The organism is Oleispirillum naphthae (assembly GCA_027864655.1).
In the GTDB taxonomy this organism is placed as follows: Bacteria; Pseudomonadota; Alphaproteobacteria; order Rhodospirillales; family Rhodospirillaceae; genus Oleispirillum; species Oleispirillum naphthae.
The window spans coordinates 1-1,032 of sequence record JAQAZG010000026.1 but is presented as its reverse complement, the minus strand read 5'-3'; the positions used below and the strand labels follow the sequence as shown (position 1 = coordinate 1,032).

General features: G+C 60.1%; 2 protein-coding genes. One reads left to right on the top strand and one right to left on the bottom strand.

Annotated elements, in window-relative coordinates; all coding sequences use genetic code 11:
* Positions 1–358, top strand: a 358-nt coding sequence (locus tag O7R11_RS14930) for a hypothetical protein (RefSeq protein ID WP_337998331.1), incomplete at its 5' end; no start/stop codon positions are given.
* 256 nt (positions 359–614) lie between these two features.
* Here the strand turns inward: O7R11_RS14930 and O7R11_RS14925 are convergent.
* Positions 615–1,032, bottom strand: a 418-nt coding sequence (locus tag O7R11_RS14925) for an SLC13 family permease (protein WP_337998330.1), incomplete at its 5' end; no start/stop codon positions are given.

The window sequence follows — 1,032 nt, the reverse complement described above, 5'->3', positions numbered from 1 at the left end:
TCTTGCGGTCGGCGGTATACCCGGCATCCGCCGGGGCGGCCGCGCTGGACGAAGTCGTCATGTTTTCCCCCAACAAATAATTGGACCGACGCGCCCCATCCGCGGGCCATTTCCCGCGGATTTGCCTGGACCGCGTCTGAAAGACGGATTACCAGAAACCAAAAAGTTGGCAAGTGGTTTTGTGCCCTCTTATTTCCATGATTCAAGTCCACATCCGCCTATTTTTGGCAAATACCGGCACACGCCATTGATCCGGCTCATTTTCCGCCAAGTCAAGCAGAGAGAAAGATTTTTCGTGGCACGATCACACGGCCACCAGGAAACATTCTTGAAAAAATTATCTTTTATTATCAAATAGATATAGATCGCATCGGAAAGCGATGCGGCGGATCGCATGGGGAATTGTAACGATTCAAGGTGCAAGTTATGGTCAAATAAAGGCGCAGTTGTGACAAAATGCGGCGTCCTTGAAAGCGCCGATATTGCGTCACCGTTTCGCCATGAATATCCGCAAAAACGCCCCACATGGGCACGCTCCGCCACCGCCGGGCAAGAACGGCAAAACCCCCGCCGTCCTTGCGGACGGCGGGGGCGCGGATGGGGCCGCCCGGCGATCAGCCGAAGGCGATCGGCAGCATCACCGTCATCACCGCGATGGTGATGACGATGCCGATGAGGTTGAGCGTCATGCCGGACTTGAACATGTCGGGCACGCGGACCAGGCCGGAGCCGAACACGATGGCGTTCGGCGGGGTCGCCACCGGCAGCGAGAAGGCGAGCGACGCACCGAGCGCGGTGGGGATCGCCAACAGCAGCGGGTTGGAGCCCATGCCCTGCGCCGCGGCAATGGCGAGGGGCACGAACACCGCCGCGACCGCGGTGTTGGAGGTCATCTGGGTGAGCAGCATCGCCACCGTGGCGAGCGTCGCGGTGATCACCAGCGGGCTCATCCCGGCCATGGTCTTCATCTGGTCGCCGATGAACTGCGACACGCCGGACTTCGACAGCGCGTCGCCCATGGCGAAGCCGCCG